The following is a 21,645-nucleotide window of genomic DNA, read 5'->3' as shown; positions in this document are numbered from 1 at the left end:
ATTTGTGGGTCTTTTTTACAGGACCGAAATCCATATCTATTCCGCCTCAGATGCTTTCATTGTGCGTGGCTGCTCTGTCAACTCTGGTAGAGATACCAGGTCAGCTCCCGCATTTGTGCGATCAATGGCGGTAATTGTGGGGCTGCCGTCTGTCGGCTGGTTAAACTGAAGCTGACCAGCCTGGATTTCAGAGCAGGGAGTATCTACCAGTTTTTGCCGATCGACAATCCAAGGGATCTTCATTTGATAGCTGCTGATATCTGAAGAAAGTCCCCAGATATCTTTCCAGTCGAGCGCATCGAGTGAAAGTGCGCCCGTTGTCCCCTGTTGCGATTGAATCGTCCAGAAAGTTTCGAAACGATCGTAATAGTTGTTAGAGCCTCGCCACGTTAATAGTTTCTGCCGAAAATCATTTTCGTTTGTATTTCCTTTCATCATCACAAAAGGAGTATCAGATTTTGAGAAAAAGATATTGTTGCGGGCTGAGACATGGAGTGGAATCAATTCGCGAGGTATGGTTCCACTGTCCATCACAGAAAGACCTTTTCCCAGCAGAAACGTACAATGATTTAATACTAATTCTAAGTGGTCGCCCTCTTCTGGTTTGTTATTACAACCGACGAGGTCTATCAATGATTGTGCAATCATCAATGCAGAATTGGTAAGTTCCAAACGCGTAGGGGCCGTTTCTCGAATCGAAAAAGCGTTCCCATCACAGCGTAGAATTGAGTTCACAATTTCCACGAATGTAGATTCCTTCACGGGGCGTTTCCCCATCATAGAATCGTCATTCAAACCCTGATTGATGGGTTCATTCATTTCAAAGAGTGATACTTGTTGATCTGTCGTATTGGAACAGGTCACAGTCACCTGGTGTAATCTAACATCATGCGCATTTTTTAGAGAAAAGATAGCCCAGGAATCTGAGTCAAGATTTTTCACATTGACAATAATTCCCAACTCAAATAGTTCCAGCGATCCATTAGCCACTTGAATCATATGAGTTTCAAAACCTTCCGCCGGTTTTTCGATGGCTTCAAATAGTAAAATGGGTTTGCGATCTTTAGCCGCTCGAATTCGAACGCGTTTATTATTGATGTGAATGGGCGCTTCTTTACGGATACCTGTAAAACCAAGTTCAATAATGCTTCCATCATCGGCGGCTGCACATGCAGCGTTTAGAGTTTTGAAATCCTGGCCTGGTGTTCCATCTGGTTTAATTATGGTAATCGCCGGTATTTCAATCTTACGGAATTCGCCATTACCATTCTGGGGAAATGGTTCTGGTACCGTTTCCATTTTTTTATCGGATTGAGGAGCCAGAGGAATCCGTGAGTCGGTTTTCGCAACACGGTTAGACATTGCTAATTCTGTCTCAGCATCATTTTTTAGAAGGACTTTATTTTTTTCAGAGTCTTCGACATCAACTAAAGAGTTAATTGGTTTTTTAGAAGACAGCAATGGTATTTGGAACAGTTTTTTGAGCTCGTCTAGATTTTCATCTGAGTTTGTTAAGTTCGGTTCATCCGAGTTACTCAAGAGAGAAGAGGGGGTTACAGAACCCACAGGTTCCATAGATGTTTTTTCATTCAAAGAATCTGGAGTGTTGGTAGAGGCTATGGCTTTTGTACTTGTCTGTCCATTCGAGTTGACTTTATCAGGTTCAGCCAAAGGAGTTTTTACGTCAGGAGTGGTATTTTCAGTACCGGTTACATTCTGTTTAACCGGGGGGACTGTGTTTTGATCAGCGTTTTGTGTCACCTTCACCGAAGAAGGGTCAAACGTCGGGTACAGTTCCAGTAGAACAACAACAACTAATAAAACAGCAACAGTCGTAATCCAGCCAACATGCTTTTCGAGAAACCCAATGCGTGTATTGCTAGGCGAAGTCCAAACTAATCCTTCCGGGTTCACTCCACGCAAATCAAGCTGGTTGGCAATTTGCATTAAGTGATACATGACTTCTTCGGGAGTCTGATATCGGTCACCAGGATCGCTGGCCATCATCTTCTGAACAACCAACGAAAGCTCACGTGGTAGTTGTTTATTGATTGCTGCCGGATCAGGTACCTTTTTTCCAGAATGATCTAATAGTTTTTGTAGAACCGTTCCCTCTCCGTAGGGAGGTTCGCCTGTTAACATGTGGTATAGCGTGCAACCCAGAGAATAGATGTCACTACGAACATCCACATTTCGTGGATCTTTTGCCTGTTCCGGTGAAATGTAGTCGAATGTTCCCAATGTGGTTCCGGCACTGGTAAGGTCTGCGGAAGCATTATCACTTTCTTTTCGCGCCAGTCCAAGATCTACCAGCTTTGCTCTACCACCAGGAGTAATAATGATATTCGAAGGTTTGATATCACGGTGAACCACACCTGCTTTATTCGTATGTTTCAGGGCCGATGCCACTTGCAGGGCATAGTTTACTGCTTCCGCTGATGGCAGAATACCCCGTGACTGAATAATCTCTCTTACATTCGTGCCTTTAACATATTCAAAGGCGATGAAGTTTAATCCCTGATCTTCTCCAATATAAAATACACGTGAGATATTTTCATGATCTAAACGCGCTGCTGATTTAGCCTCGTTTTGAAAGCGTTTGACCGATCCTGGATCCTTCGATTGACCCGGACTGAGTACCTTCAAAGCAACGACCCGGTCCAGCCGTGTATCGATCGCACGAAAAACAGCTCCCATGCCTCCACGACCGATACGCTCCCGAATGATGAAATGTTCTAATTTCATTCCTGAAGGATTTGGAGTTTCCGTTTGTCCGTCGGTATCAGCATTGATGGGTGGGAATAATCGATTCCAAACTGAGGAGCGCGCAAAGTTCTGCTGTGCGTCACTTTTGTCTTGGTTAGCCGTATGGCTCAGAGTCTGATCGAGTGGACTGATAATCGTCTCAGGCCCGTCCGTTTCAGGAGCAGGGCGCGCAAAAAATTCAGGCAATGATTCCTGATTTGTAATTGTGCGCTCAGATTTTGACTCGGAACTCATGATTAAAAGTTCACTTTAAAAAGCTTTGATGCGATGTGTGAAATGATATCGAACTTCAATTTGTGCTAGCAACAGCTTAATCCGAATTCACGTCGATTGTTCGGAACAAATCTGAGATACATACGTATAATATGATCTTTGAAATACTCTCGATGAGCACATTACCAAGATTAAAAATACTTAAAGCTTTAATTCATATGAACTTAGCGGTCTAGAATGTCGTCAGAAGTCATTCTGTCAGAATTTGAAAAAAGAAGGGAGTTATGATAACCGAAAAGTATTTAATCTTTATAAACAATATCTACTTATATAATACGCGCTATAGAGCCGAGACGTTCGGAGAAAAGTTCGAATTCCATGAATTTCACCGAATTTTATGACTCAGCACGATAGTGGATGCCTTTGGAGATGATTGGTGTTTCTGGTCGATAAGTGAACCCAGTGCAATTGCAGGAAAAATTGCTCGAGTCGTAAGCTGTTTAAAGATCAGAAACGGAAACAGATCATCTACTTTAAAATTCGATAATCTTCGTTTCGTATTCTTTTTTGAGGCCAACTTGATCAATTTTCAGACCAAAGTTTTCTCCGATCTTTACGGCCTCGCCCTGACAATAGATCTCATTGTTAATGTATAAGTCCAAAGGATCTTCGCAGGCTTTATCAAAAGTAATGAGTGAGCCGGGACAGATCGAGAGGAGTTGGCTCATCTCTATTTTTTTTGTCGCCAGTGTTACAATCGCTTGCACAGGCAATTTGCTGATTCGGTTTAACGGATTATTGCTCGAATTTGGTGTAGAAGTGTCGCTCATAGGTGGTGGGGGACTTGTAGATGAAGCGGCTTGTGGAGCTTCTGGATCTTCTTCTGCTTCCGCAGAATCTGCAACTGGCGGTTTCGTCAGTGGCCAAATTACAGGGATCACAGCGCTCGGGCTCTGGCCGTCGGTTTCATCTTCTTTGAATAAATTAACCCGCAGTAATGCTGCCCAGTCACTGGGAACACCCTGCGAGACTTCTGCTAATAAACTCTCGACATGGTAAGTTTTAAATTCTTCAACGTCACCTAAATCCATGGGGATCAGGTTCATTGACCATTCTAGAGACAATGTTTGCAGACGGGAGGATTGTGAATCTCCAGGATTTGAATACCAGTCCGGCAAAGGAATATCAGCGGGGATGAGCCCCATCATTGCTTCCTCACCAATCCGAAACAAGGCAACCAAACCGGGGCCCTGAAATACTGGATCCAATTCATCTGGAGACCAAACGCCGGATTCTCCCAATTCCAGCCGATAATTGAAATCGAAACACTGGTTGAAAGAATCAGAAAGTGCAGGCATACTTTCACCAGCAAGGGTAAAAATCGCTTCTACATTTTCCTGGCTAAAGCCCGCCATATTTTACTATTTATGTCCCGAAAATGATAATTTGTTCATTTGAAGAAGCACTTTGCAATCCTCAAAAATGAATTCTACTTAAGTCTTTCAATCGACCACATTAAATTTAGTTCTTCACTCTAAATCGGCAAACTTCGCTTATTCGGAAAAGATTGACAATTTTCCGAGTGAGGACAAGGATAGTTTAATCTTACAGGACTTGGCTCACGTTCAGATCAGTGTGTACAGACAACGAAAATCCTGAATCAAATTTATAAGAGTGAGGTGAAACCATGCAGTGCCACGAAGTCGATTATGAGATATTTGGTTCTGATATGCAGATTGTGGAAATCGTACTGGATTCAGGTGAATCGGTCGTTGCAGAGGCGGGGAGCATGAATTACATGGAAGAAGGGATTCGTTTTGAGGCCCGCATGGGAGATGGCTCTGTCCCTAACGATGGATTTTTCGGCAAAATTTTTAAAGCAGGAAAACGAATGCTGTCTGGTGAGTCATTATTCATGACTCACTTTACGAATGATGCACCACTTGAACAACGAGTGGCATTTGCTGCGCCCTATCCAGGAAAAATTATCGCAATTGATATGAATAAAATCGGAGGTTCGCTTACCTGTCAGAAAGATTCTTTTCTCTGTGCCGCATTAGGTACTGAAGTGACAATGGCGTTTACTCAACGACTGGGAACCGGTTTCTTTGGGGGAGAAGGTTTCATCCTCCAGCAACTTCGAGGCGATGGTATGGCGTTTGTGCATGCCGGAGGAACTGTGATAAAAAAGAAGCTGGCGGGAGAAACGTTGCGAGTGGATACAGGTTGTATTGTCGCATTCACTGGAAGTATTGACTACAACATTGAGAGGGCTGGAAATTTAAAATCGATGGTCCTGGGGGGCGAAGGCCTGTTTCTGGCAACCCTAAGAGGACATGGAACAGTGCTGCTGCAGAGTCTTCCCTTCTCTCGGTTGGCAGATCGTGTCTTGGCTCATGCCCCATCCGCCGGTGGTTCTTCTGTTGGCGAAGGTTCTGTTATAGGAGGGTTAGGTGATTTATTTGGTGATCGCTAAGCGCTTATAAAGTATCAAGCACTGGTTTGATCGATGGAACAGGAGTGAATCAATGAGAGGCAGAATCTTCAATCATAGTCGTAAGAAGGGGCGGTTCATTTTCCTTTCTCTGGGAATCATTTTTATGGGGACCGGTTACTTCATCGCTTATCACATCGGGCTACCTCTTATCAAAGAAGCGAAAGCTAGTACAGGCTGGCCCACAACAACTGGAGTAATACAAAATTCAAAAGTGAAAGTTCATCGTAGCAACGACTCTAACTCTTCAACTTATTCCGCTGAGGTAGTCTATCGATATCAGGTCGAGCAAAATGAATTCCAGTCTGAAACAGTCTGGTTTGGTGGTGATATTTCGACGTCCAATCGATCTATGGCACAAGAAACGGTAAAGAAATATCCGGCGAAAAAACAAGTGACGGTGTACTATAATCCCAATGAGCCTGCTACGGCGGTTCTCGAACCCGGTGTGTTTACGATGACTTATTTCTATTACATTTTTGGTTGGCTGTTTTTGGGAGTTGGTATTCTCAGTACTGGCATTCCGCTGTTTCGCACACTCTTTCGCATCATAGTCGGAAACCGTTAACCTCTATGCGGTGTTGAAGCGTCTTCAGGGGCATTTGCAAAGCGTCGAATCGCTATGGTCAATTGGAACGTAGGCTGGAACTCTGCTCCGGCAAATTTTGCAGGATCGCAATGCGGATCTTTCAGATCTGCAATCTGATCTTGCTGAAAATAGAAATCTCTGATAAATAGCGTTTCCTCTCACCTTTCTCATTCTCTCAATGGTTGTTCCAATATGTCTCAATTGAGCGTACTTTCTGCGCCACGTCAGGTTCTGATTGCGGTTGTGTTTCTGATATTGCCCCATTTTGCCATGGGCTGTGCGACCACACCTTATGCATATCAGACAAACGTGATTTCGCATCCGGAAATGGCTTTCGAGGATGGTGAGTCACAATTCGAACGCGGGAAACCCAAGCCAATCTTGGATGGCATTGGCTGGGTCGTGGGTATTCCAGGAAAAATTCTTCTCTGGGATCGTCGCATTGACAATCATCATGTTTCTGAGGAGACAGAAGTCGCACTTGCTGAGTATCTTGACAAGAATGGCCTGGATCAGGTTAAAGTTCGAATCAATGAATACGATCCACTGGGAGAGTGGAGGCGGTTACGAAAAAATAAATCTGTTAGTTGGGGTTGGAGATATACAGCCGGAACACTAACGGCCCTGCATTATACTTTACTCCCAGGTCGCATTATCGGTGGTGATAATTACAACCCGTTTACCAACACGATTAATCTTTACTCAGATCATGCAGCGGTTGCCTTGCATGAAGGGGGCCATGCCAAAGATTTTGCCTCTCGAAAATACAAAGGAACTTATGCAGTGGCAACAGCTCTGCCCGTGTTATCGCTTTGGCCAGAGGCGATTGCGACTAATGATGCGCTTGGTTATCTACGTGCAGAAGAAGATTACGAGGGTGAAGAGGAAGCCTATCGTGTGCTCTATCCTGCATATGCGACTTACGTTGCAGGTGCTGCTTCACCCTTGCTGTCTTATGGAGATTTAGTGATCACAGCCGGCGCGGTGATTCCAGGTCATTTATTGGGACGCTGGAAAGCTCATGAAGTGAAACAGGACCAGCTTGCACGAATTTCTTCTCGGCCAGCGATTCAACAAGTCTCATCTGAAAGTAATGAAATCCAGCAAGTGCAGAAAATCGATGAACCAGGTGTAGTTCGGCATATGCATTTCGAAAACGAATCAGAGCAGTAAAGCTGATGGGATGCTATCGCTTTGTGGTGGGAAGAGCGGGTGAGCCTTCCAGTGTTGTGAGTCGTTCGTGCGGTTCATTGCAAAGAGGATAGCTGTTGGTAGAGGAAGAAAGAATGTCTGCTAAAGACGTTTCAGAAAAGGCCGTTTCTGTTTCTCGCATTGCATCGTCCAGCTTGCGATGTAATGGACATAAATTTGTGCCATGACCTTTGAGTCCAAGTGGACACGTTTTGATTCTGCAAATCGGATCGACTGCGTTGACCACTTCCAGCAGATTCAATGCATCAGGTGTCTTCACCAGTGATATGCCTCCACCAATGCCTCTTTGCGAATGTACGATTTGGGACTGACGCAGGCTCTGTAATACTTTCGAAAGATATGCTTGAGGGACTTTGGTGGCTTTCGCAATTTGCTCTGTTGTGCACGGATTTGGAGACTGGTCCGCTAAATGAACAATCGCTCTGAGTGCATATTCAACTGTCTGGGAAAACATAAGCAAAGTCCTTGGAAATGACAACTGGACATTGATGTCTATTATTGTGTCTGCTATTCTGCGTAGCAATGATATTTTAGTAATAGGGAAAAAGTTTAGATATTTATTCAGTCGCTCTTCTTGATTACAGGATTCAAAATGAAACACATCGACGAAGCTAAGCTGGAAAACGACCTGCTATACCGATTTCAGTATCTCACCGAATTTATTGGTGTGAATGAAGATGATTTACAGGCAATCCATTCCGCAGCTGATGCGATCGCACCTTTGGTTCCTACCTTAGTTGATGCTGTTTATGACCAACTATTTAAATATGATTGCACAAAACGTCATTTTGTGCCACGCCAACACGGTTATGAAGGTGAAATTCCTGAAAGCATTGAGACACTAACTCTCGATCACGAAATGATTCAATTTCGTAAACAGCATCTCGGACGCTATCTGGAAGCTTTGGTGACAAGACCTTACGACGAGAAAATGGTGCAATATCTGGATATGGTAGGCAAGATTCACACTCCCAAAGCAGGCAATAAAGAATTGAATGTACCACTAGTACAGATGAATGCCCTCATGGGATTTGTTTCGAATGCGTTAGTCAGTACACTTCTCGGCCTGAATCTGGATCGGGAAACCGAAGTCAAAACTCTAGCGGCATTCAACAAATTACTCTGGATTCAGAATGATTTGATCACTCGTCATTATCAGGCATAACGATTTCAGGTGAATCGGATTACGGTCGGAGATCGACGCAGGCAACGTTTCCGGCTGAGTCCCGACAATAAACGAGTCCATTACATAAGACAGGGACTGTCCAGCATTGGTGATCGAGGACTTTAAAACGGGAAATTTCCTGGTATGACTCTGGAGAAGCTTTTGCTGTTACCAATGTCCCTTCATCAGACAGAATGATAAGCTTGCCATTTGCAATCAGCAAAGAGCCACAGCCAAATCCCGCTTCCCGCCATTTCATTTTTCCCGTTTGTTGATCAATGCAGGTTAAGCGTACGATACGCCCTAAATTAGAGTTGCCGTTCATTCCATAAAAATGTTTTTGATAGAGCACGCTATTGTTGAAATGATTTTTCATATCGCGATTTGTATAACGGGTTTTTAATTGCAGATTATCGAAATCAAACAATGCACACCCTTTTCCATAACCTGAAGAAATAAAGATGCTCTTTCCATCAATGATAGGAGTCGTGGAATTAGTAGCAAACGGTGAAGGCCAGTCGAAGGTCGTTACTTCTTTTCCATCGTCGGCACGCGTTATCGTCAAACATTCATTGTTCAACAGAGCTAGATAAATCGTTCCATCGATTTCGAAAGCAGCCGGTGTTCCATAACCGGGCATATGTGGCGTCGATTTCCAGAGTTCGGCTCCCGTTTTTTTATCGAGGGCGACGAGTCGGCCTGCTTCGACAATCAGTTTGTCTCCAAGAACCAGAGGCGAACAGGTGAAACCCCACTCGGGAACTTTCATTTGATAGGCTTCGGTCAATCTTTTTTCCCAAACAACTTTTCCTGTCTGGACTTCAAAACAGATTAGATTCCCATCTCGACTGTTCGTATAGAGAAACTCTCCATCGATGGTCGGGGTCGCACCAGGACCTCCTGCATTCAGGCGATTGACCAATTCAGCAGGGTAGGTATGTTTCCAGATCTCTTTTCCGGTCTCTGCATCCAGACAAAAGACTGTTTCATTCCCTGCTTTATGCCCCATGGTATAGATGCGGCCGTTGGCTGCAGAGATCGAGCTATAACCCGTTCCCACGTTTCCACGCCACAGGACAGTGGGTGGTTTTTGCGACCAATCCGCACGCCAGTTTGTTTCTGGTGAGATACCGTTGTAATCAGGTCCGAGCCAGTTTGGCCAGTAACCAGTCTTTGAATTCTGTCGACTGACAAACTGAGCATCATTAAATGAAACTTCGACCACAGTCACAGGGTCAGTCTGTGTTTTTGGGATTTTCTTCTTTGTGGAATCTACATTAATGGTCGATTGAGTAGAATCACTACAGGCTGTCATGAGCGTGCCCACGACAATTAAACTAAGTAGAGTGACGGACTTCATTTGGTTCTCCTTAATGATCGTCACCCTATTATGAACATTCTTTGATTATTGGGGAATGTCAACTTTGATACGCAGGTCTCGCAATTGATGTGGATCTACCTCTGAGGGAGCACCACTCAATAAGTCAGCTGCTTTTTGTGTTTTAGGGAACGCAACGACATCACGGATGTTATCATTCCCGCACAAAATCATCACAAGTCGATCCAGTCCCAGGGCTGCTCCCGCGTGAGGTGGTGCACCATATCGTAGAGCTTGTAACAGAAAGCCAAACCGTTCTTCCGCTTCTTCGGCAGAAATGTCCAGCAGATCAAAGATTACCTGTTGGACACTCTGGTCATGCACACGAACACTGCCGCTTGCCAATTCATAACCATTCATGACCAGATCGTATGATTGTGCCCGTACCTTGGCAGGGTCACTTTTGAGATACTCAAGGTCTGCTTCCACTGGTTGACAGAAGGGATGATGTTCCGCTTCCCAGCGTTTTTCATCTTCATTGTACGAAAATAGAGGAAAGTTCGTTACCCAGCAACATTTGATATCGTTAGGGTCATATAGTTCCAATTCTTTCCCTAAGCGATTTCGTAACGCTGCTAAAGCGGCTGATGTCACAGCACATTGATCGGCGACGAAAAACAGCAGATCGCCTACTTCAGCTTGCATAGTTTCCATAATCTTCTGTTTGTCAGTTTCAGAAAAGAATTTTGCGATGGGTGAGTGCAGGCCCTCATCTGTGACCTTGAAGAAAGCCAGCCCTTTGGCACCGTATTCACCTGCAAATTCTGTGAGGCAATCGATGTCTTTTCGGCTATAACGGTCAGCTGCTCCTTTGGCATTCAGACCACGTACACGGCCACCCGCTTCCATGGTTTTCTTGAAAACAGCAAAGTCGCAAGTTTGAGCAATTTCAGCGACGTCCACCAGCTCCATGCCGAATCGTAAATCGGGTTTGTCTGAACCATATTTTTCCATGACGTCTTGATAGTCATAACGAGGCAAAGGTCGTTCTGTTTCCTCGTTTCGCAGATCTTTCACTAATTTGCTAATCAGACCATCAATCAACGAAAGAATGTCTTCCTGATCGACAAACGCCATCTCCAGATCGATTTGTGTAAACTCCGGTTGCCGATCAGCGCGTAAGTCTTCATCTCGGAAGCAACGTGCAATTTGGAAATAGCGGTCATAGCCGGAAATCATTAGAATTTGTTTATAGATCTGTGGAGATTGAGGTAAGGCGTAAAAACTGCCTTCATGGACACGACTGGGAACCAGATAGTCGCGGGCCCCTTCCGGAGTGCTTCGACCGAGGATGGGAGTTTCGATTTCGAGAAATTGATGCTCATCAAAATAGTCGCGTGTTAACTTGGTGAGGCGATGTCTTAGTTGCAACGCTTCCTGCAGACGATCACTACGAAGATCGAGGAAGCGGTAGGTCAAACGAAGTTCTTCATTGGGCAGTTCGGTTGTCCCTGGTTCAAACGGCGGTGTTTTGCTTTTGTTGAGAACTTTCAGTTCGTGACCACGAACCTCGATTTTACCAGTTGCCAGCTTTGGATTTTCGCGATCATCTCGTAAAACGACTTCTCCTGTCACCTGAATCACATCTTCTGCACGCAGGGAACGTGCCAGTTCATGCATTGCAGCATCACGATCGGGATTGAATACGATTTGTGTGATTCCGTAGCGGTCTCTCAGATCGATGAAAGCCAGGCCTCCATGATCACGACCTCGAATTACCCAGCCTGCGAGAGTCACTGACTGCCCAACATGGTCTAATCTCAATTCTCCGCAGGTATGTGTTCGTAACACCGTAGTAAGTCCTTGTTTAGAAAGCGTTTTTTCCAAAATGTTGTCTGTTTTGGCGGATCCAACCTGATTGATGGAACGATCTGACTCAAAAGTCGATTTCCGCAATTTATATCGGGAGAGATGGTCCCTCATAAATCTTTGCCTCTTGGTATCGCGAGATCCCAGATGAATGTCCGAGGTCCTCTATCAGCTTTTGAAACCAAAAAAAATCGGTGGTGCTGATCTTATTGGAGCGGGGAACGAGTCGCAATGAATAGAATGATCGTACCCTCATCTCGGCAGGTATCTTTTTCTGTTATGTCCGATTATTCAGACCAGAAAGCGAAATAATCACCGGTGAGGGTTGTTTTGTTCACTTATCTGCGGCTACGCCAACGACGAAACAGCCTTCGACTTCGTCTTTGAGGACAGCAGTTACAATCATTACTGCTATCAACGGCTGTCGCAGGAATCGGTTCGATGCGATTTTCTTTTTCTTCATATGGTGCAGTGACAATGTTCTTTGATGAGGATTGCTTATTTCCATTTTTGGAGGTAACTGCTTTCTTCTGAGTCACCTTCAGGAATTGCTGATATGCGGCTGCCACTTGTCCTTGTTGGGTATTACCTGAGTGAATATAAATTCCATACTTCAGATTCAATTTTTCTCCCGCTTTGAGATGCTTTGGATCTGTCGGCTGTTTCTTGTTTGTGTAAGCATGATCGCCAAACGGGCTGATAGTAAATAGCCCGTAGTTACGTACATGATAACGAGACTTTTTATAGTTTTGTGGAGAGTCCATCAGCGTGACTCCATAGACTTTGCCATTCAGCGGGCCATAGTAGTCAATCCACTCGGTTGGTTTACCCCAGTTGTCCTTAGTGCCTTTGATGCCTGTATTATTTTCTACACTGCCTTCCTCTTTTTCCCGCATCCCATTAGGCAGGCGAATGCCAAACAAGCCTTCTTTCGTATCTTCAAAGACAACAGATTTAGCACCTGCAGTAAACGTGATGTTATAAGTCAGTAATCGATTCGCATAAATTGAAATGACGGTATTTTCCGTGACAATCGGTTTACCATCTGAACCTTGCCATTGGTTGACAACTCTCATTACAGCGGGATTGCCAGATGCTTTGATGATTTTTACGCGCGAATTACGAATTTTGCCTTTTTCAGCCCAAAAGTCGACTTCGTTGACTTCATCAACGGCCACCCAAATTCCTTTATGGTGTGGATGATCTTCCGGATCGACCAGCGAACGGGTAATGATCGTTCCATCGGCTGCACGTACAGGAGAGAAAAAAGGCTTGGGAAGGTCTCTTCCCGTGTTATAGGTCGCAAAGGGTTTCCCATCGATGGAAACGTTGACTTTCGACCCTTTCTGAGTAATTTGAACGGACGCACCGTTGGCAATGGTTGTTGTAGACAAGCCGACAAACAAACAGATCATGCTGAACACGATTTTCACGGTGAGAATTCCCCAATTTTAATCAGTCGTTTATAGTTTATAATGAACAATGCGTTATTGTGTGCTGAATACTATCTCGGCGCCAAGTCGTACAGACATTTTCGCAGACTTTTTCCCGAACTGAGCTGGGACACGGTTTGCGAATGGGCCTTTTGTTCTGTTATTCTAAAGAGTTTGGATTATGATTTTTTGTTGGTAATCTAAACGAAGAAAAAATAAAATAGAAACAATGAATAGACGACGACGGTTACGTACCACTTCTTCTCTCAAATCGTATCCCGAGAAATTTGCTTCTTTGAGGAGCAATTCGGCTCCAGAAAAGGAGCCAGATTGGGAAATTGCAATCTCGGGGGATCTCGGCGAGAAAGAGACTGATCTTGTCTCGCGACTTGTAGATTTACCGCGTGGCAGTCGGGGAACGATCTTCATTGATTCGCCCGGTGGTTCTGTTTATGCTGGACTCACATTAGCCAGTTTAATCCGCCTGCGAAACTTAAATGTTGCCGGAGTCGCTTTAGGTGAATGCTCATCTGCCGCGATTCTCCCCTTTGCGGCATGCAAGTATCGATTTGTAACCAGTTATACGACGCTCCTGTTCCATCCCGTTCGCTGGCAAAGTGAAGATGACGTGCGATTTGAAGAGGCCGCAGAATGGGCTCGACATTTTAAAGTTATGGAATCTGACTTTGATCGATTGCAGGCGCAGCTATTTGGTTGTGAACAAAGTTTACTCGATCAATGGACGCGACCAGGTAAGTTTGTTTCAGGACAAGAATTGGTTGATGCTGGATTAGCACAATTGGTTGATCCCTTTTCATCAGAAGACCAATGGAAACTGATAGAGAAAAGATAGTGAGAGTTTTTTGGAAAAGCTTTTATTTTTCGGAACCGAATCAAGTTCAGATTACGTCTTAATAATGAAATAACAACGTCTTTAGAATTCTGTCGAAATAAATTCCCTTACAGTTTTTGGTTGGAGAGATTTTTCATGAGCTACTTAAAAATGATCTCTTTTGTAGTGATTGCTCTCGTTTTCACATGCGTTCCTTTAGCTTCGGTGCAGGCAGAAGAAGTAAAATTAAAACCGATTACTGTTCCTAAAATATTGAAGGTCGCTCATCAGATTCAGAAATCCGCTCCACCGAATCTGATACTCAATGTGGTCGGAGAAGTTCCGACAGGCGGTTATACCAAGACAAAGCTATCAAGGGTCGTTTACAAAAAACCGCCTAAAGATGGAGTTCAAGATTACAAGCTGACGGCAGTGCCTCCCTCAGGAATTGCAATCCAGGCTATCTCCCAGGTAACTGCCTCCAACACATGGAAAGGCTATCCAAATTGGGTGAAAGGCATTCGTGTCCACGGCGTGAAATCTGGAATTGTACTGATCAAGTTCGATCAAGGTGGTGATACCATTCAACCAGTGCGTCGCAGATTCAAGGGAACTTCTAAGGATGGTTCCTTTGAAAAAGCACTCACTGATGCGCTTACAAAATTAAATCAAGCATTGTCAGCAGGGGGTGTGAACGACGCCTCAGCGACTTGGAAGGTGGTAAAAACATCGGGACAGGTTGGAGGTATCGCTGGTCAGAATCAATTAAGTGTGGTCATTTCTGCAGAACGGCAGCCTCCGTGGCCACAAAAGAACAAATCTAAAAAACAGCCTCAAAAGAAAAAATAATCAGGACGTTGGAAACAACTTATCCCTTTGGGGCAATCACGCCAGTTTCCGGACTGGAAGCAGTCGCATAGAGCTTCCTGGGAATCCGGCCAGCGAGATAGGCATCGCGTCCCGCCTCGATCGCGCTTTTCATAGCGCGTGCCATACGGACAGGGTCTTGTGCACCAGCGATTCCCGTATTTAATAACACCCCATCACAGCCGAGCTCCATCGCGATTGTGACATCGCTGGCTGTTCCCACGCCGGCATCAACGATGACAGGGTAATCGGGATCGTCTTCTTTCAGATATTCCAGACAGATGCGAATATTATTCGGGTTCAATATTCCCTGACCGCTACCGATAGGACTACCCGCAGGCATCACTGATGTCGCGCCCGCTTCTTTCAGACGTTTCGCAGTAATTGGATCATCAGTTGAATAGCAGAGCACAGAAAATCCTTCATCTACCAGCTGTTTCGTAGCTTCCAGGGTGGCTACTGGATCAGGGAGCAATGTTTTCGTGTCACCGAGAACTTCAATTTTTACCCAGTCCGCGCCCGGATTTTCCAGACCTCGTAAAATCTCACGTCCCATACGTGCCACGCGAACTGCATCTTCAGCGGAAAAACAACCTGCGGTATTGGGCAGAATGGTATATTTTTCCAGATCAATGAAATCGAGTATATTCCGACCATCTGCATCAATTAACCGTTCGCGGCGTACCGCCACAGTAATGACGTCAGTGCCACTGACCTCAAGACTTTCTTGCATCAATTCGTACGTCGCATACTTTCCGGTACCGACGATCAACCGGGAGTTCAGATGATGAGTTCCCAAAGTAAGAGAGGTTTCTGTACTGCCTATCGTTGCCATATCTGTTATCCACCGCCTACCAGTGTTACAATCTCCAGGCGATCACCTTCCTGCAGTGTACAGGTAGCGTGTTCTTCGCGTGGAATTAAAATCAAATTTCGTTCAACAGCCAGATATTTGGGCTGGAGTCCCAGTTGGGCCAAAAGTCCGGCTACTGTTAAATTCTGGGGAACCTCTTGGGCTTCACCGTTCACTTGAATTTGCACCAATGAGACTCCTTCAACTAAGTCAATAATCAGTAGACAACACACATCAAAGCAGAGTCATCTAACTATCGCATTTGTTATGATTAGCAAAAATTGAGTTTAGATGTGATACTCCTAATCGTCAAGGAACGCCCTGAATACCAGATGTACAATTTGAAGCAGGAATATCCGATTCTATTTTCAGATGGGGGCACAAACACAACTTCGTTGGTTCCAGTAAGTAAATTTCACAGATTCTTTACAAGCCGTTAATATGCTTCAATATAACTAATTAGGAAACAGAATTTTGTCACAAGGCTTAGAATATTTTACCAAGGATCAGATAAGATGTCGTGCGTGCGTTTCCCTCATTTCATTGTTATTTTTACAGGCCTAGTCATCGTGTCAGCGACTTCTGATCTCCCTGCTGTCGAAATCATCGGACACCGCGGCGCTTCATACGATGCCCCGGAGAATACGCTCGCTTCTGTAAATCTGGCTTGGCAACTCAACGCGGATGCAGTTGAAATCGATATTTATCTGACCAAAGATGGGAAGATCGTTGCCTATCATGATAAAACCACAAAACGCATCGGGGGACGTGATCAAGCGGTGAAAGAACAGACGTTCGCAGAATTGCAGACTCTGGATGTAGGTGCGTGGAAAAATTCGAAATACAAGCATGCAAGAATTCCCACGCTGACTCAGATTCTGAATACGATTCCAGACAATAAGCGACTCTTTATCGAAATCAAGTGCGGTGCCGAGGTGCTGCCGCAACTCAAGCAGGATTTGGACGCTTCCGGAAAAGCAGCAGCACAGACAGCAATCATCGGCTTTGATTATGAGACTATGCAACAGGCAAAGCAGATACTTCCTGATTTGAAAGTGTATTGGGTCTTCAAAGTGAAACAGAACAAACTAACAAGAAAATGGGCGCACAACGCGGAATATTATATTCAAAAAGCAACAGACGCTCATCTGGATGGTCTGGATGTTGGTTACAATAAATTCGTGACGAAAGAGTTTATTGAACGCGCCAATTCAGCCGGTCTACCCGTTTATGTCTGGACAGTCAACTCGGTAAAGGATGCTAAAAAACTTGTAAACATGGGTGTTGAAGGCATTACTTCCGATCGTCCTGGACTACTGAATTCTGCGTTCAAACCAGAAAAATAGGAGTTTTTCCCGCGGACATACAGAAGTCTCGTATTGATTTAGGCGAGAATTTCTCGGAAAATAAAGAGCAGTAACGATTTTTCCGAGGAAGTTTGCTTAAAGGTTTTGACAAATGTTAACACGGGTGATTTTGATTGCAGGATGCGCCCTTATCACGGCATCAATTTTACATTGCGAAGTGTCGAATGCGAAAGACGCTGAAAAAACGACTAAGCTTCCTCAACAGGCGATTGAGTATATCCTGGATCTGGAGAGTGATGACTTCAAAACGCGTGAAAAAGCGACACGTGCATTACCTGAGTATGGTGAACAGGTTATCGAACCACTGCTGAAAGTCACTAAAGGTGATAGTCTGGAAGCCTCCGTTCGTGCAATCCTGGTCATTGAGCGGATTTACCAGCTAGGGAAAAAGGGCTCCGTCGATAAAGCCGAAGACGCACTTGATGCATTAACTGAAGCTCCTAACCCTTCTGTTGCAGTGCGTGCCGAAGAAGCCATAGATCGGCATGTCGGTTTTCGGGAAGAACGCGCTGTTCGCGAAATCAGAAAATTAGGAGGGAAGGTAAAACTTTGGACAGCGGAAGATATCGCCAATGGCCCTCCACGTGGTAATACGAAACCGGGGCAAGTAAAATATCTTGTCATAGGAGCCAAGTGGAGAGGGGAAGAACAAGGGCTGAGATATATTAAACGAATATCTCAGCTTCATACTCTCTACATGATCAAAGGCCACTCCTTAAAAGAAGAGGCTTTGGATGACCTGAGAAAAACGCTTCCCGGAACTATGTTTCAAACTCGGGATAGTGATGCGATGTTGGGTATTTCTGGCGGTGGAAATACCATTAGAGGCGGTTGTCTGGTGGGAGAAGTTTCAGAAGGGTTGGCAGCTCAAAAAGCAGGGATTCAATCTGGTGATTTTATCATCAAGTTCAACAAGGAGGATGTCGAAGATTTTGATTCACTTGTGAAACTCATTGGCAAAAAGGAAGCCGGTGATACTGTGGATGTTGTGTTAATGCGAAATGGTATGATAAAGACGTTAAAGGTGACACTGAGTAGCTGGCTGGATAAGTAATTCAGTGATTAAGCTGTTGCAGCAATTTTAGCGCCGTCTGGCGAATTTTTGTTTCTGCATCGATTTCTAAGTAACTGCTACGAGCAGGCCAGGTTTCATATCCACCCAGCAAATGTTGCTCAGCTGTCGGCAGGTAGCCACTGGAACCGTTAGCCAGTTCCATCGAGAACGTAGCAGCAAATGGACTCTGCCGTTTTATTGCCAGGCCTGTTTCCGTAAACACTTCGCAAGGCAGTCCTACGATTCCTAGATCACCAATGCGAATTGCCTGAATGATGATAGACTCAGTTTTCGGATACTTGCTCAATTCAATTGCTTCATTGGCATAAACTTTTGACCAGCGATGCGCCGTTTTCTGTTGCGGATTTGCCAAAATTGTTTGAGCCCACGCCAGTCGATCTGTGTCAGGGCGGCGTACTTTCAATTTGAGTTCTTGCTCCAGAATTTCCAGTTTTAAATCAGGTTTATGGTCAAGATTTTCAATCGCTTTCAATGTTTGATCGGCGAACTGTTTCCCAGATTCTTCAATCCATTCAAAAGCGGCATAATTGCGCCGATCTTGTTTTATGACCGCTCCAATATTTCCACTGGTTCCATTCGACAACATTCCCACGAACGGAGGATGTGTGTTATGCTTTTTCAGTTTTTTGGCGAGATGTCTTGCATAGGAACCGAAATAGTCAGCACTGATTTGACCCTTTTGATAACCACCGCAATAATGAATGCTCATATTTCCTAAAATTGCCAGTGGTGTCCCGTCTAAATGTTGTACCGAGAGGATCGAACACTGAGGGTCAATGGGAGCAGCTGGCTGGATGACATGCTGACTACGTCCAGAGACGGATTTGATCTGATCACCGGCAACACCAAACGGATTCAATGAGACACTCCCTTTTTTCGCCAAAAACCTGCGGCAGGCGGCATACTTGCCGGCATCGAAAGAACCCCAGCCAATACGGGCAGGTTTGAGATTTTCTTGAGCCTGAATAACGGCTTGGGCGATTTGTTTTACCAGTGTGTCATAATACTCATCATCAAGTTTTCCCACACGGCCATAGGGAACACGTGGTGCGGCGTGTGTATGCGTGCTCGTCATGAGGATGCGATTCATAGCGAAGCCGGTTTTCTGATTGACGATATTTTTCGCTCGATCAAAGTATCTGCGTTCCACCATGCAGAGATCATTCACACAAATCGCGATCCGTTCCTGACCATCGTCAAGTACCAATGCCCGTGCAAAGAGCCGATCATGTATTCCAGTCACAGGCCCATTCTTGGAAATCACCCCATCGAGGGAAACACCGATGGGAGGTGTAATATCTACAGCTGCAGCTCCAGCCCGGAGAGTCGGCTCTTCAGCCTGAGCGACAACGTCAGTGGTACTGAGCACGAGAGAACTGATAAACAAAAACGCGATGCAAAAAATACGCGGCGACATAAGTGACCTCTTGAACGAAGAGTCAATGGGAACAGAAATATTCATTAGCCTGTATCCAGATTTATTGTAGCGGCTCTAGAACTGTTTGGGCCTCGTATCATCGCTTTGAAGCCGCTATGGTTAAACTGGACGCGTTATAGAATAACAGATCACTGATCACCAGATCCAGATGATGGCTTCGATTTTGCGTGAATGCTTTCATCTGAGTCTACTGATAATAGAGCGGTCACTAATCCATTATTTGCTCTAGAGCATTAGCCTGCTGATTTCGCCATTGCGCCATCTCATTCGAAACAAGAAATGCCATAGCGCCGCCCCGGGCATCGGTTCCGAGGATAGCCATGCGGTCAAGATACCCTCGCAAACTGGTCTGTTTTCCGGTTCCCGTACAGACATCAACGAGTGTGCCATCAAAGGCGACACGCGTTTTGATCGCATTCCAGGCACGCTCAATGAGGGGCGCGTATTGTTTTTCATCTAGCCAACCCTCACGTACGCCACGAATCATTGAAAAGGTAATCATACAAGTAGAGGTGAGCTCACGGTAACTTTCTCTGTGGTCGATGACTTGATGCCACATTCCAGTTGGGTCCTGATGGTGACTGAGTGCTTCAAGATGATGTCGATGACCAGCAATGAAGCTTTGTCGTAACGGTGAATTCAGAGGGAGTTCAGTGAGCACAAGAGCCAGTCCCAGCGCGGGGAAGCCATTACCACGTCCCCAGGCTGCGTCACTCAAAGGGGAATTCCGATAAATACCATCCGGTCTTTGGTCCAGTTTCTGGATGAATCGCCAATGTCGTTGAGCCATTTCGTAATAGCAGGGATCTCCCGTTAAGCGCCCCACAGCTGCCAGTATCGGACACGACATGAAGACCGCATCACTCATCTCGACATGAAATGGCATCGATTCACGCATCTGCCCTTCTTCATCAAAGCCAAGGTCCGCTGCCTGTTTTGCCAGATTGACATATTGCCGATTACCGGTTGCTTTCGCTAGTTCGGAAAACAATAAATGCCCGGCAATCAGACTTCCCCCTCCGCGGTTTTTGAGGGGTTTTGGGTTTTTTGAAAGGTATTTTTGCGTAATGGCTTCGACATGAGACAGTCGGTTCTTATCGCCTGTGAGCTTTCCCAATCGAATCTGACTGATGAGTGAGACGACAGGCAGGTAGGATAATCTTTTCAGTTCATGGCCATACACTTTGGAAAGTTGAGTGGCGACTTGAATCGGTGTACGTTGTAGACGGCGCATCATTTCCAACCGAGCAGGGGAAGGCCTTCGAAATTTGCTTTGTTGGATCGCCGTCAATAACGTTGGTAGAAACATTGGTGAATTGTTTGGCGCGATCTCGACAGCCAGCGCAGGTAGGCGTCCTATCTGAGAAGGTGGTTTATAAGCCAGACTGGAAACAAGCTCCCAACCAAAAACCGGACGAACTTGTGGTTGTAATTGTTTTCCTAAGGTGCGTGCAGATCTAAGGGCATCGACGGGAATGATCCATTGAAACTGTTTTCCCTCCCGAACATCTAAAACGAGGTCAGGGGCATGCATGCCAATCCAACGCCATAAATATTCCGTTTCGGGCTTAGTGACACTCTGGTAGGCAGGACTTAAAGGAGGATAACCGCGAGTGGGATTTCCGTTTGTTGCATTCTTGGGACCCTTTTGCAAAACCCAGCCATCCGGGTTCGCGATCGGGATCGCCGAGACTGAAAATGTATTGTGGAGTGGTTTTGCTGCATTGGAACCATAAAACCAGTTAACGGCATTGATGACAGAATTCACCGAAACTTCGGATCCGTCAAGGCCACCAATCAATAGAATGCGTATTTTACCTGTCTGAAAGTTAAGATCCTCTTTGGAGTAAACGCAGGGAATAGGCGTCTCTTTACGCGTTACACCAATGGCCGAATGAATGAGCGCAGGTCGTTTTTGTATTGACTTCAAACGTTTTTGAATGGCTGTTTTGAAATCGACCGTCAATTCAGGTTTCTGAGCTTCAATGGAAGCCGCTGAGAGCATCTCTACCAGAAAGGAATTCAACAAGAAGAGAATCAAACAAGTAGTATAGAGGCGAGATTTCATGGACGGTAGAATCCAGGCAGGTGTTGAGTCGCGTGGTATAATCATGGTGTTTTCTGAAAATGTTAGAACTATTCTAAAAGCGGCTC

The 21,645-nt window shown here is 45.1% G+C and carries 18 protein-coding genes; 8 read left to right on the top strand and 10 right to left on the bottom strand.

Features of this window, described 5'->3' with window-relative positions:
- Positions 1–36: 36 nt before the first annotated feature.
- Both V202x_RS26575 and V202x_RS26570 read right to left on the bottom strand, forming a co-directional pair.
- Positions 37–3,000 (bottom strand): serine/threonine-protein kinase, encoded by a 2,964-nt coding sequence (locus V202x_RS26575; RefSeq protein ID WP_145180015.1) that lies wholly within the window; start codon positions 2,998–3,000, stop codon positions 37–39.
- Positions 3,001–3,512: 512 nt separating this feature from the next.
- A complete protein-coding gene (locus V202x_RS26570; protein ID WP_145180013.1) occupies positions 3,513–4,394 on the bottom strand; it encodes a FliM/FliN family flagellar motor switch protein in 882 nt (293 codons plus the stop codon).
- Positions 4,395–4,666: 272 nt separating this feature from the next.
- Here V202x_RS26570 and V202x_RS26565 point away from each other — a divergent pair, with 272 nt between their 5' ends.
- The 3 genes from V202x_RS26565 (at position 4,667) to V202x_RS26555 (ending at position 7,235) form a co-directional block, all read left to right on the top strand.
- The gene (locus V202x_RS26565) at positions 4,667–5,455 is read left to right on the top strand and encodes a TIGR00266 family protein (RefSeq protein WP_145180012.1); all 789 of its coding nucleotides are present in this window, start codon (positions 4,667–4,669) and stop codon (positions 5,453–5,455) included.
- A gap of 52 nt (positions 5,456–5,507) precedes the next feature.
- Positions 5,508–6,041, top strand: coding sequence for a DUF3592 domain-containing protein (locus tag V202x_RS26560; protein ID WP_145180010.1), 534 nt, complete (start codon positions 5,508–5,510; stop codon positions 6,039–6,041).
- A 213-nt stretch (positions 6,042–6,254) separates the two neighbouring features.
- Positions 6,255–7,235, top strand: coding sequence for a zinc metallopeptidase (locus V202x_RS26555; protein WP_145180008.1), 981 nt, complete (start codon positions 6,255–6,257; stop codon positions 7,233–7,235).
- 13 nt (positions 7,236–7,248) lie between these two features.
- Here the strand turns inward: V202x_RS26555 and V202x_RS26550 are convergent, their stop codons facing one another.
- On the bottom strand, positions 7,249–7,728 hold the full coding sequence (locus tag V202x_RS26550; protein ID WP_145180006.1) for an RrF2 family transcriptional regulator: 480 nt from the start codon (positions 7,726–7,728) through the stop codon (positions 7,249–7,251).
- A gap of 138 nt (positions 7,729–7,866) precedes the next feature.
- On the opposite strand from V202x_RS26550, the gene V202x_RS26545 reads away from it, so the two are divergent.
- Positions 7,867–8,439, top strand: coding sequence for a protoglobin family protein (locus V202x_RS26545; RefSeq protein WP_145180004.1), 573 nt, complete (start codon positions 7,867–7,869; stop codon positions 8,437–8,439).
- A gap of 19 nt (positions 8,440–8,458) precedes the next feature.
- On the opposite strand, the gene V202x_RS26540 is transcribed toward V202x_RS26545, so the two are convergent.
- From V202x_RS26540 to V202x_RS26530, 3 genes are all read right to left on the bottom strand, one after another.
- On the bottom strand, positions 8,459–9,799 hold the full coding sequence (locus V202x_RS26540) for a PQQ-binding-like beta-propeller repeat protein (protein WP_232098726.1): 1,341 nt from the start codon (positions 9,797–9,799) through the stop codon (positions 8,459–8,461).
- Positions 9,800–9,844: 45 nt separating this feature from the next.
- Positions 9,845–11,608, bottom strand: coding sequence for an aspartate--tRNA ligase (gene aspS, locus V202x_RS26535; RefSeq protein ID WP_145180843.1), 1,764 nt, complete (start codon positions 11,606–11,608; stop codon positions 9,845–9,847).
- 356 nt (positions 11,609–11,964) lie between these two features.
- A complete protein-coding gene (locus V202x_RS26530; protein ID WP_145180002.1) occupies positions 11,965–13,059 on the bottom strand; it encodes a PmoA family protein in 1,095 nt (364 codons plus the stop codon).
- Between the two features lie 229 nt (positions 13,060–13,288).
- On the opposite strand from V202x_RS26530, the gene V202x_RS26525 reads away from it, so the two are divergent.
- Complete coding sequence (locus V202x_RS26525; protein WP_145180000.1) at positions 13,289–13,912, top strand: ClpP family protease; 624 nt, start codon at positions 13,289–13,291, stop codon at positions 13,910–13,912.
- Between the two features lie 135 nt (positions 13,913–14,047).
- The gene (locus tag V202x_RS26520) at positions 14,048–14,740 is read left to right on the top strand and encodes a hypothetical protein (protein WP_145179998.1); all 693 of its coding nucleotides are present in this window, start codon (positions 14,048–14,050) and stop codon (positions 14,738–14,740) included.
- Between the two features lie 19 nt (positions 14,741–14,759).
- On the opposite strand, the gene V202x_RS26515 is transcribed toward V202x_RS26520, so the two are convergent.
- Positions 14,760–15,593, bottom strand: a complete 834-nt coding sequence (locus V202x_RS26515) for a thiazole synthase (RefSeq protein WP_145179996.1) — start codon at positions 15,591–15,593, stop codon at positions 14,760–14,762.
- Positions 15,594–15,598: 5 nt separating this feature from the next.
- On the bottom strand, positions 15,599–15,799 hold the full coding sequence (thiS, locus tag V202x_RS26510) for a sulfur carrier protein ThiS (RefSeq protein WP_145179995.1): 201 nt from the start codon (positions 15,797–15,799) through the stop codon (positions 15,599–15,601).
- 327 nt (positions 15,800–16,126) lie between these two features.
- On the opposite strand from thiS, the gene V202x_RS26505 reads away from it, so the two are divergent.
- Together V202x_RS26505 and V202x_RS26500 are read left to right on the top strand one after the other, a co-directional pair.
- Positions 16,127–16,957 (top strand): glycerophosphodiester phosphodiesterase, encoded by an 831-nt coding sequence (locus tag V202x_RS26505; RefSeq protein ID WP_145179993.1) that lies wholly within the window; start codon positions 16,127–16,129, stop codon positions 16,955–16,957.
- 112 nt (positions 16,958–17,069) lie between these two features.
- The gene (locus tag V202x_RS26500) at positions 17,070–18,032 is read left to right on the top strand and encodes a PDZ domain-containing protein (RefSeq protein ID WP_145179990.1); all 963 of its coding nucleotides are present in this window, start codon (positions 17,070–17,072) and stop codon (positions 18,030–18,032) included.
- A 1-nt stretch (position 18,033) separates the two neighbouring features.
- On the opposite strand, the gene V202x_RS26495 is transcribed toward V202x_RS26500, so the two are convergent.
- Both V202x_RS26495 and V202x_RS26490 read right to left on the bottom strand, forming a co-directional pair.
- Positions 18,034–19,470 carry a neutral/alkaline non-lysosomal ceramidase N-terminal domain-containing protein gene (locus V202x_RS26495; RefSeq protein ID WP_197993113.1) on the bottom strand — a complete coding sequence of 479 codons (1,437 nt, stop codon included), beginning with the start codon at positions 19,468–19,470 and terminating at the stop codon, positions 18,034–18,036.
- 229 nt (positions 19,471–19,699) lie between these two features.
- The gene (locus V202x_RS26490; protein WP_197993112.1) at positions 19,700–21,604 is read right to left on the bottom strand and encodes a glycoside hydrolase family 88 protein; all 1,905 of its coding nucleotides are present in this window, start codon (positions 21,602–21,604) and stop codon (positions 19,700–19,702) included.
- Positions 21,605–21,645 lie beyond the last annotated feature (41 nt).

The organism is Gimesia aquarii (genome assembly GCF_007748175.1).
Taxonomy (GTDB): domain Bacteria; phylum Planctomycetota; class Planctomycetia; order Planctomycetales; family Planctomycetaceae; genus Gimesia; species Gimesia aquarii_A.
The sequence above is the reverse complement of the archived record's forward strand: the minus strand, read 5'-3'. Positions and strand labels throughout refer to the sequence as shown.